The following is a 10,734-nucleotide window of genomic DNA, read 5'->3' on the forward strand; positions in this document are numbered from 1 at the left end:
GCGGCATAGGTGGCTGAGCCCGGGAGCGGTAGAGCTATTGTACACGGTCTCCTGATAAACTTTAGAGCAAGCTGGATCCAATGAATATTAGCTTAGTTGTTCTCACCTGCAACAGAAAGGATAGTGTCATTCCATTGCTGAAAAGCCTTGAGGAACAGACGAGGTACCCTGAGGAGGTTATTGTCGTTGACAATAACTCAACAGATGGAACGTCTGATTGTATTAAACAGCAATTCAAGTTTGTTCGTCTGGTCAGATTGGAAGAAAATAGGGGGGCATCTGGCAGGAATGAAGGCATAAAGAGGGCTGGAGGTGATTTGGTTATCACCCTTGATGATGATGTTTTTTTTGCAGAAAGATGCGGGATAGAGAAAATAGAACAAATATTTGAGACGAACAGGGATGTTTCGGTTTTAAATTTTCAGATTCTTGACGGTGAACATCAAAAAATAATACCTTTCAACTGGTTTCACCCTTATGAGATGGAACGGTATGCTGATCAACATCTGCTGACCGATTATATTTCTGAGGGTGCCGTCTGCTTTAGAAGGGAGGTGTTTGCTGTCGTTGGTTTCTATCCAGAGGAATTTTTTATCAGTCACGAGGGCCCTGATCTGTCCTATCGCCTTTTAGATAATGATTTCAGTATCGAGTATTCGCCTGAAATAAAAGTGATACACAGATGCTCCACTGAGCACAGGGTCACATGGCGTAACACCTATTATGACACCAGGAATCAAATCTGGTTAGCCATACGTAATCTTCCCTTTTTTAGAGCCCTTGCTCATATTTTCTATCGTCTTTTTACTACGTTTTTGTTTGCCTTGATGAGACGGCAGTTGAGGTGGTATCTCAAGGCGGTGTATGATGGTTTTAGGGGGATAGGATCAGAACTCAAATATCGAAAGCCGATCTCAAAAAATACAGTAAGCAAAATAAGAAACATAAGGAAGCACAAGCCTGGTGTCGGTTATAAAATAATGAGTTTCGTAAAGCGGGTTAACCTGATTAACAAAACCTTTGAAGTGTAGGCGGCGATGGAATCCGGAGCCGGAGGTTGATAGGAGCTCTGGGGTGAGGCCATGGAGCTTTGAGCGAAGGTTGAGAGCGTGCTCCTGTGCCGTGGACAGCAGGGGCCCAAGGTGAAGGGGTGCGGTTTACCCTCTGGCGAGGGCAATATTGAACCATGGTGGTGAAATGATTCAAGGTTTCCTGTTAAATATTAGGTTGCGGAAAAGATGGTACCATAAGCTTATCTATAAGACGGTGTTTGCCTTTAGGGCGCTGCGTTTGCCTTTTCCCGGTCTGTTTGGTGCTGTTTTTTTTAATCTGCACAATGTCATGCTGATGTGCTGGCGGCGACTGAAACAGTTCTTTTTTTATGAGCCCATGTTGAGGTATCGCTGCAGCAGGGTAGGCAGGTCTGTTTTTTTTGAAGTGAATTTCCCGCTGATCATTGGTTATGGCTCCTTGTCGGTTGGTGACAAGGTAACGATTGGTGGAAATGTCACGGTAATCGTCTCCTACAAGATCAATCCTGACCCGGTTGTCTCTGTGGGGGATAACGTGTATTTGGGGTATGCAACAGTGCTCTCCTGTGCTGAGCGTATTGCAATAGGTGACAATGTTCTTATTGCCGAACGGTGCTCAATATTTGACAACAATAATCACCCGGTTGATCCGGTAGCCAGGAAAAATAATGAACCTATAGGGAGAGCTGACGTCGCTCCTGTAGTGGTGGAAGATGGTGCCTGGATAGGTGCAAGGTCTATTATCATGAAAGGGGTCACGGTGGGTAGGGATTCCGTGGTTGCCGCCGGTTCTGTGGTGACCCGGGACGTTCCCCCTGGGATGATTGTAGCTGGCAATCCAGCAGTCGTTGTTAAGCAGATAAAGAGTGCCTCGGGCTAGCTCTCTGGGCTGGAGCCTTGGCTGCGGCACTGTCCAGCGGAACCCGCTGGGCGCTTTGATGTCTGTTTCGGCTTTCCCGAGGCCATGGTCGTAGCCATGGGCATCGGACCTGGGTGGCCTCCTTGTCTTGGTTGACTGTTTTCCTGTGTATCTTGTGCTCGCTGGTACGTATCCTGGAGGAAGGCTTATGGGGTTGGATAAACACGAACCGCTTGTAAGTGTGGTGACGCCCGTCTATAACGGCGAAAAGTATCTGGAAGCGTGTGTCAAGAGTGTTCTCTCGCAGTCCTATGGTAATTTTGAGTATATCATCGTCAACAACTGCAGTACCGATAATACCCTGGAGGTGGCACAGAGGTGCGCTCTGCTTGACAGGAGGATTTCTGTTCACAGTAACGAACAGTTTTTTTCAGTTATCGAAAATTGGAATAATGCACTGGGCTACATCTCTCCTGAAAGCAGATACTGCAAGCAGGTGCATGCCGATGATCTCCTGTTTCCTGAGTGTCTTTCCAGGATGGTCGCTGTGGCAGAGAGAGATGCTGCGGTGGTCATGGTCGGTTCTTATCGTATTGCCGGTACCAGGACAGAGTGCGGAGGCTTGGCCTACCCTCAAGAAATATTTGATGGCAACGAGATCTGCAGGAGAGTTCTGCTTGAAGATAACTTTCGTGTCTTTGGATCGCCCTCGACCATCCTGATCAGGGCTGATGCTATTAGAGATGCTGATGGATTCTATAGGGTGAACTCGGTCTTGGCTGCCGATCACGAGTCAGGGTTCCAGTATTTAAAAGATAAAAAGTGGGGATATGTTCACCAGATCTTATCGCTTACCAGGGTTCATCCTGAACAGGTTTCCAGTTTTGTCAGGAAGTTTCGGGTGTGGGAGCTCGACTATCTCATGCTGCTCAAGAGATACGGGCCCGTTTACCTGTCCGGAGAGGAGTTGGCGAAAAGAATGAAAGAGGTGGAGTCCCATTATTACTTTAACTCAGCAAGGGCCATTTTTTTCAGCGATGAAAAAAAACGGTACCTCAACTATCATCAGGAGACCATGCAGCGCTTCGGCGCCCAATTCAGCTACAGTAAGCTCTTCTTGGTTGTGCTGAAGAGTCTGCTGAATAATCTTTTGAATCCGGTTGGCCTCTTAAAAAGGGTTGTCAGTAAGGTGAAGAGCCTCCTGGTCAAGGCTTGAATATGCTGCGGTCAAATTGTCACCATGCCTTGATCTCGGTCGGAAGCTCTCATTTTTCAAGCTAGCCTTAAGGTTTCCAGTCTGGCCAGGAGTTATCCTTTGCTGAAATAATCAAATCTTCACTGACGGGCCAGTCGATACGGAACAGGGGATCGTTCCAGCGGATGCCATGTTCAACTTCAGGGGTATAGAACTCCGATACCTGGTAAAAGATCTCTGCGCCGTCAACCAGGGTGAGATAGCCGTGTGCAAACCCTTGGGGGACGTAGAGCATGGCCCGGTTTTCCGCACTCAACTCGATGCCGAGCCATTGCCTGTAGGTGGGTGACTCCGGCCGTATATCAATAATCAGGTCGAGAATTGCCCCGGCTGTACAGCGGACTATTTTTACCTCTTGGTGCGGTTTTTTTTGGTAATGCATCCCGCGTAGGGTGCCCTGCTTTGCGTTGTATGCAATGTTGCACTGAGCCAGGTCAGCGCAAAGCCCATGTTGTTTGAACTCCTTCCTGCACCATGCCCTGGCAAAAAAACCGCGGCTATCCTCTAGCCTTTCCGGGCGGATAAGGTAGGCATCGTTGAGTTTCGTTTCTTCAAAAATCATTTTGTTCGCTCCTGTTCTTTGCTGGTGATAGCCTCTACATCTTCCGTCCGTTGCAGCAAAGGGTGAAAGCCGCAGCTCGGCTTGGTCTCTCCAGGGCAGGTTGTTTCTTTGCCGATAGCGGCCCGAAGAGCACCTTGTTTTAGGATAGTATCCGCTGGGGCTTTGATTTGTCCAGGCCAGGGGGATAAAATTTCCGCTCCCGACGAATTGGGATGGTAAAATAAAGGAAAAGTGGATTGCCGGCTGCTCCTGTTGCCCTGGAAAAACAGAAAACAGGCTGCAGTATTTTTTACCTCAACGCCTCCCTTTGCCATGAAAGAGTTATTTGTCGTAGAGCCGGTCTGTCATCGCATGGAGCATGTTCCGTTTAATGCAGCTCTTTTGCAGACGCTCACTTGCGCCTACCCGGGAAGAAAGATTTCCTTTTTCGGCGAATGTTCCCATGTCGATAACTTGGTGGAGTTTCTCCCTGTGGAGATCTCCAGGATTATCAGGTGGCATAAGGTGGTTATCCCCGGGCGCCGCCTCTGTCCATATGATCGATTTCGTCAGGAAAGGGTTCTCGTCTCGAGACTGGAGCAGGCTGGGCTGGGAGGGAAGTGTTCTCAACTCATTGTGTCCTGTGGAACATCCACGATTATTTGGGCCATTAAGCTTTCAGGGGGCTACTGGCGGAGGAGCTTTGCCTGTCAGGTTGTGTTGCATGGGCTGTTGAGTAGCCTTGCAGGGTGGCGTTCAAAAAATCCCCTGAGACGTCTTGTTGATCTCAGGGGGGCGTTGACTCGCTTTAACAGGAAAAATATCCAGTTTGTAGTCCTTGAGGAGCATATTGAGGACGCCTTGCTTGCTCTCTTGCCGCAATTAAGACCCTATGTGGAAGAGATTGATCATCCTGTCGTCTCTTTGACTGGAAACAGTGGTTCGGAGGCCTTGCCTGGGGGGAGGGTCTGTTTCGGTTTTTTGGGGCTGGCAACAAAAAGTAAAGGGTTCCATGCCTTTGTGGAGATAGCCTCTTCGATAAAAGAGGAGTTCGGCGACAAGGCGGAGTTTCGGGCAATAGGAAAAATTCCCCAGTATGAGCCCTGTTCCGTTGATCTGTCGTGTCTGGATATGCCGCCTGCTCTCGAGCAACTGCCTCGGAGAGAATATGAAAAAAGACTGGAGGGGGTTCATTATCTCGTTTTTCCCTACAGTGAGGAGCACTATCTGCTGACAGCAAGTGGGGCCTTGCTGGATGCGGTTGCCTTCAGCAAACCCATTGTAGCGTCCAGAATTAATCTCTTTACTCAGTTAAAACAAGCAGGTGGCTCTGTGATTTTTGCTGACGATAAAAAATCCTTTCTTGCCGTCATCCGTCAGCTCATATATCATTTTAACAGGGAGCAGTACCTGCAACAGTCACAGGGGATGGAGACCGTCTCCCGTCAAAGGGCTCCTGAAAATCTGGCACTTGATGTGCAACAAAGGTGGAAAACATCGTGAGAGGGGCGAAGGAAGAGGGGGGTAAATATGTTTTTTTCGGATGAGGGAGTTGCGACGGTCAGGGGTGAATAGCCAGCAGGGGGAGAGTCAAGTGATTATGCTCGGTAGAACCAACTCGGAAAAATGTGTTGTCCGGTTAGCTGATAACAGGATCAGGGTAGATGGGGACCACGAGGTTTTCTTGGGCTATAAGGTCGGCCATCCCGTAGAAGGGAATGGGATATTTACAGAATGGTCTGTGAAGGACGATATCTTTAGCCTGGAAAATGATCAGTTTGGGATGTTTCCTGTCTTTTATCGGAAAGGTCAAGATAGTCTCTCTGTGGCAACCTCGCTCTCGGACTTGATTGATCCGGATGATCTCAATGAGTTGGATGATCCCGCAATAGCTGTGTTTTTGAGAATGGGGTCGTTCCTTGGAGATAGCACGCCTTTTAAAAAGATCAAGTCCCTGCCACCCGGGGCAAAGCTACAGTTTTCCAAGGAAGGGTTTTCCTTGGAAAAGAGAAGGATCTCCACCCCTGAAAAGAGTGCCCTCTCCTTCTCCAGGGCCCAGGAGGTCTACTGCGATTTATTTCAGGCTGCAGTTGAAAAGTTTGATGTGGCGTCTCTGAAAGTAGGGCTTCCCTTGTCTGGCGGACGCGATTCCCGCCACATTTTATTTGCGATGATATCTGCGGGGATGGAACCACATTCTTGCATGACCTTGAGGCATCAGGCTCCAAAGAACGATGAAGACGTAGAGATCGCCAGGAAAATTTGTGACTTTGCGCAGATCAATCATGAAATAATACATCAGCCTCTTTCTTTCCTGCATTCCGAGATCGAAAAAAATCAACGCACCAACTTCTGTTCACTGGAACATTCATGGATCCTTCCCCTCTCACAGTACTTACAGGATAATGAATATGATGCCATCTTCGACGGCATTGCCGGGGGGATGCTTTCAGATGGTTCTTTTTTGACAAGGGTGAAGCTGGAACTCTACAGGAAGGGAAGATTCAGGGCCTTGGCTGAAGAGGTTCTGGGGGACGAGGGGTATCTGCCGAAAATGCTTGAGGGGCGGGCCTATCAGAGATTTGAGAGGGCGCTTGCTCTCGACTTGGTCGCCAGGGAACTTGAAGTGCATGCCGATGCACCCAATCCGGTGTCCCAGTTCTACTTTTGGAATAGAACGAGACGGCATATTTCTATGAGTACCTGGAGTGTCTTGTCGCAAAAGTGCCAGGTGTTCGCCCCCTACCTGGACCAGGATGTTTACACCTTTCTCTCCTCCTTGCCGGGCGAATTCTTTTTTGACAAAAGGTTTCATGGAGAAGCGATACAGAACTATTATCCGCGTTATGCACACTTGCCCTATGAGGCTGAAGATGGTCCTCCCCAAAAAAAAAGTAGGGTTGTCTCTTGGTATCAACTGTTTGATTTCCTTTGTTACTTTGTGCGTATGCGTCAAGATGATTCCCTCTGTAATCCACTCTTTGTCTATCCCAGAATCGCTAAGGGGTTTATCTCGTCCGATTACTACAATAGGTCAAAGACAATGTATAAGATACCTGTATATCTTAATGAGTTGTTAAGGCTAGCCAAGGCTGAGACATGGTAAAAGGCCTGTTTTTTTTATGGACATTTGTATTGATTGCGCGACCCCAAGATTTTTTTTATTTTATCGCGCCATTCAGGCCGGCCCTGGTTCTGACTCTCATCGTTTTCTTTGCTGCAGCATTGAGCGTCGGGTTAAAAGATGCAAGTTCTTTTAAAAACAGTGCACAGCTGAAAAGGTATCTTTTTTTGTATGCTGTTATGGCCCTTGGAGTTCCCTTCTCTATCCACAGGGGGGTGTCTTTTGATTTTATACTGTTCCAGGTCTTTCCTAATTTATTGTTTTTTTATGTGTCTGTTTTGTTGATTTCAAGCAGGAGAGATCTGGAGAATTTTATTTTTTGCGTTTGCTGTGCGAATTTTTTTTATGTCGGCTTAGGTTTACTCACCAGTAGTGGAGCGCAGGGACGGTTCCAGTTTGGTTCAATGTATGACGCCAACGATTTGGCCTATTTCCTGATCTCAACTTTTCCGTTGAGTTTCTATTATTTAAGCAAAAACGAGGCGTTGTTCAAGAGGGCTGTTGCCTTTGTGTCTGTGGTCTTTTCCATAGCTGTGTCCGTTATGACTGGTTCAAGGGGAGGCTTGCTTGGTTTAGGCACTGTGCTGCTCCTTGTCCTCTTTAGCCGGTGGAGTCCGCTGAAATTAATCCACCGGATCTTGTTTGTTATAATCTTAATTGTCGGGGTAACGGTCAATCTCGACAAGATAGATGTCGATAGATTCGGTACTCTTCTGAATGCGGAAACCGACTATAATATAACGAGTGAATCCGGAAGACTGTCAATATGGAAAACGGCCTTGAAGCTGACCATGACCCATCCTTTTACAGGGGTGGGGGTGGGGTGCTTTGCCAACGCAATCGGGTCCTACCGGCAGGAGATCGGGGAAATTCCAAGGTGGCAGGCGCCGCACAACTCTTTTGTTCAACTGCTCACCGAGGTGGGGCTGGTTGGTTTTTGTATTTTTCTTTCCATGGTATCAAGTGCGATGATGGTCTTCTTGAGATGTGCGCGGGGGGATAGTCCGATATTGAATGTTTCGTGCCTGGCCCCTGTGGGAAGGGTTATCTTCATCGCCTTCCTTGGTAATCTCGTGACTTCTTTCTTTCTGTCTATGGCCTACTCTATCCTTCTCACCCTGTTCTTTGCATTTTCATTTATCTTGCAAAACTTAATGGAGCGTGAAGCCGGGGGCGTGGCAGGGTGATCTCTCCGGCTTTTCAAGGAGGCCTTAAGGTTGAAGCTGTCCTCCGGATGGGCTGTAGGCAACCATGGTAAGGGGGAGGTGTGTTTTCTGCCGGGCTGATCTGCAGCTCGATGCTGTTCGCCAGACGACCTTGTCTCCGGCCCCAGGCTTGAGCTTACCTTGAGCCTTCCACTTTTGTTTCTCTTTGTGCGTATCGCTTTACACCTGTCTTTTGGTCATTTTTAGGCCTTCCTGGGGAGTGTTCTCTGCTTCCTGTTCACCTCTTGTCTTCTCCCTATGACGGAAGTCTTGTTCCGGGAATTGTAGTATCCCCTGCTGCCTCGTTTCAAGGTTGGGTGCAGGATCCCCCTGTGCAAGGGGTGTTTGCATTGTGATCTATCTGTTCTCTTTTTTTCTGAAAAACGAATTGTTTTTCCGATTTTTCGGCATATGCGGCCTCTGCTTCCGGAGCCACGGGTGACTATGGTCTGGAGGTTAAGAGGCTGTCTTTCTGGGTTTACCTGGTGATGATGCCTTGGGTGGTTTGGGCCGGGGGAGTCTTTGCAGCTGTTGGCCATCCGGCCTGATGGCGCTTTCCTTCTGTAAGCGATGATTGTAGGATGTGCCCTTCGTCGCGTAACTCTTTGACTGTAGAGGGTGTTTTGCGGGGGGCTCTAAAGCACTGTCCCTTTCAGGGGCGGGCTGGGTTCTGAGGGGGGGCGGGGAAGGGGCGGTATCTCTTGACCAGTGAAACTGTTCTTCCTGGTAAGCTGCTCTCTGGAAAAATCGGGGGGCGCGTTCTTTGCATGATTTTTTCCAGGGAAGTCGTGGCTCGCGGGCAGTTCTCCGGGAGACCGTTGCCTGAAGAAGACGTGTTCTTGAGGATACAGGTGTCTTCTTTTGTAATAGAAAAGAAGGTGTATCGCATGAATTTTAAAAAATATTTTTATTGGAACACTTTGGTTGTCCCATCTTTTGTGCTCTTGTTTCTATTCGTCGCATGGGGGATGGCTTTGGCCTTGCCTTCCGTCAAGTTGATGGCTGTTGGCGACTCAATAACCCTTGGTATTGGCAGCGAGTTTGAGGATGGTTACAGGAAAAGATTATTTTTATCCCTGGTGAATGCCGGATACAGAGTTGATCTTGTCGGGAGTCAGCAGGATGGGCAGTTTTCCTCCCCGTTTTTTGACGACGATCACGAGGGACATCCAAACTGGACATCCTCTGATGTTCGAATACATATGTATGATTGGTTGGTGGATTATGACCCTGATATAGTTCTTCTTCATATCGGTACCAACGGTGTTAGTCCTGATGTGAGCGAAGTCGCAGCTATCCTCGACGAAGTGGATAGGTATAGTGAGACTGTTTCTGTACTCCTGGCAAGGATAATTAATCGTAGTTCATATCACAATCTCACTGCCCAGTTTAATGATAACCTTGAGCTGATGGCTGTGCAGCGACAGCTAGAGGGGGACCTGATTGTCGTCGTTGACATGGAAAGTGCCTTGGATTATCCGCAGGATATGTCCGGTTTTTTGCATCCCAATGACAGCGGCTATGCCAAGATGGCGGACCGGTGGTACCAGGCGATTGAAACCGTGCTCGGTGCTGCACCGTTGCATCCTCCGGAAATTTTAGATAGTAAAAACGAGGAGATGTTCCTTGGCGAATCCTACCAGTTCGATGTCGATGCCTTTGGTAATCCCGCTCCAGCCTACACCTTGGAGAGTGGACCTCCGGGTATGAGCATTGACGCCATTACAGGCTTGTTGAGCTGGACACCGGACTCGGTCGGTACTTTTCCGGTGACTGTAGAGGCTCAAAACTCAGAAGGCGAAGACAGTCGCTCCTTTGTCATAGAGGTGACGGTTCCCCCTCCTTTGCCGGGAGGCCTTGTCTCCTATTGGAAGTTGAACCAGGCAGGAGGCGTCGTTTTCTTTGATGCAACGGGTTTGAATGATGGTCTTTGTGCCGCGAGTTGTCCCCAAGCTGTGGCAGGACGGGTCAATGGTGGACAACTTTTCGATGGAACAAATGGCGTAAACGTCGCAGCAGACAGCTCCTTTGACCTGGGAGTGTCTGATAGCTTTTCTGTTGAATTTTGGATGCGAAAGGAGAGCAGTACCTTCCAGAATGAACCTGCCATGGCCCGTGATGACAGGTCGAGCCAGATGCATTGGTGGGTTGGCGTGGGCCATGTCGCCGGCCCGGGTAAGGCTCGGTTTTTTGCCAGAGACAGTGCGGGGAATGGTTTTGGGGTGTCTGGAACCACCATGCTGACGGACGGGGGGTGGCACCATGTGGTAGCTGTGCGTGATGCCGAGGCTGCGGTCTTGAATATTTTTGTCGATGGGGTCTTGGAGGGAACAGAACCTGCAACCTACAGTGCCGGTTTTACAGCTGCATCTGCGAAGCTGACGATGGGCATGATGGCTGGCCCTACTGGATATTGGAATTACAGAGGAGTTCTGGATGAGGTTGTCTTTTACCGTCGAGTCCTGACCTCTACTGAAATTGTTGACCATTATGAGAGCGGTGTGGTCGGTCGTGGCTACTTTGAGGAAGGTGATTTTGCCCCGACGATCAGCTCCTTGCCAGTAACCGGAGGCACCGTGGGGCAGCTCTACCGGTATGACGTCGAGGCGAGCGGCTCGCCGGTTCCCGGCTACCTTTTGGAGAGCGGTCCCGTGGGGATGGTGATCGACCCTGTGAGCGGTCTTCTGGAGTGGACCCCAGTCGCGGCGGGTAGTTTTGC

General features: G+C 49.0%; 8 protein-coding genes. 7 read left to right on the forward strand and 1 reads right to left on the reverse strand.

Translation table 11 applies throughout. From position 1 onward, the window contains the following. Window positions 1–80: 80 nt before the first annotated feature. From G494_RS0120085 to G494_RS0120095, 3 genes are all read left to right on the forward strand, one after another. Window positions 81–1,031 (forward strand): glycosyltransferase family 2 protein, encoded by a 951-nt coding sequence (locus G494_RS0120085; protein ID WP_028585952.1) that lies wholly within the window; start codon window positions 81–83, stop codon window positions 1,029–1,031. Window positions 1,032–1,197: 166 nt separating this feature from the next. Continuing rightward, complete coding sequence (locus G494_RS28000; protein WP_051305915.1) at window positions 1,198–1,911, forward strand: acyltransferase; 714 nt, start codon at window positions 1,198–1,200, stop codon at window positions 1,909–1,911. Window positions 1,912–2,098: 187 nt separating this feature from the next. Beyond that, a complete protein-coding gene (locus tag G494_RS0120095; RefSeq protein ID WP_028585953.1) occupies window positions 2,099–3,106 on the forward strand; it encodes a glycosyltransferase family 2 protein in 1,008 nt (335 codons plus the stop codon). 67 nt (window positions 3,107–3,173) lie between these two features. Here G494_RS0120095 and rfbC read toward each other — a convergent pair whose 3' ends face one another. Then, window positions 3,174–3,707: a dTDP-4-dehydrorhamnose 3,5-epimerase gene (rfbC, locus tag G494_RS0120100; protein WP_028585954.1), complete on the reverse strand. Its 534-nt coding sequence runs from the start codon at window positions 3,705–3,707 to the stop codon at window positions 3,174–3,176. 231 nt (window positions 3,708–3,938) lie between these two features. Between rfbC and G494_RS0120105 the strand changes: the two genes are divergently transcribed. The 4 genes from G494_RS0120105 to G494_RS27200 all read left to right on the forward strand — a co-directional run. Further along, window positions 3,939–5,189 carry a glycosyltransferase gene (locus G494_RS0120105; protein ID WP_153305972.1) on the forward strand — a complete coding sequence of 417 codons (1,251 nt, stop codon included), beginning with the start codon at window positions 3,939–3,941 and terminating at the stop codon, window positions 5,187–5,189. A 97-nt stretch (window positions 5,190–5,286) separates the two neighbouring features. Continuing rightward, complete coding sequence (locus G494_RS0120110) at window positions 5,287–6,792, forward strand: asparagine synthase-related protein (RefSeq protein ID WP_232362609.1); 1,506 nt, start codon at window positions 5,287–5,289, stop codon at window positions 6,790–6,792. Next, the gene (locus tag G494_RS0120115; protein WP_028585957.1) at window positions 6,786–7,997 is read left to right on the forward strand and encodes an O-antigen ligase family protein; all 1,212 of its coding nucleotides are present in this window, start codon (window positions 6,786–6,788) and stop codon (window positions 7,995–7,997) included. The genes G494_RS0120110 and G494_RS0120115 overlap by 7 nt, the downstream gene beginning before the upstream one ends. Window positions 7,998–8,833: 836 nt before the next feature. Beyond that, a partial coding sequence (locus tag G494_RS27200; RefSeq protein WP_161630027.1) for a LamG-like jellyroll fold domain-containing protein occupies window positions 8,834–10,734 on the forward strand: 1,901 nt, incomplete at its 3' end.

The sequence above is a fragment of the Desulfogranum mediterraneum DSM 13871 genome, from assembly GCF_000429965.1.
GTDB lineage: Bacteria > Desulfobacterota > Desulfobulbia > Desulfobulbales > Desulfobulbaceae > Desulfogranum > Desulfogranum mediterraneum.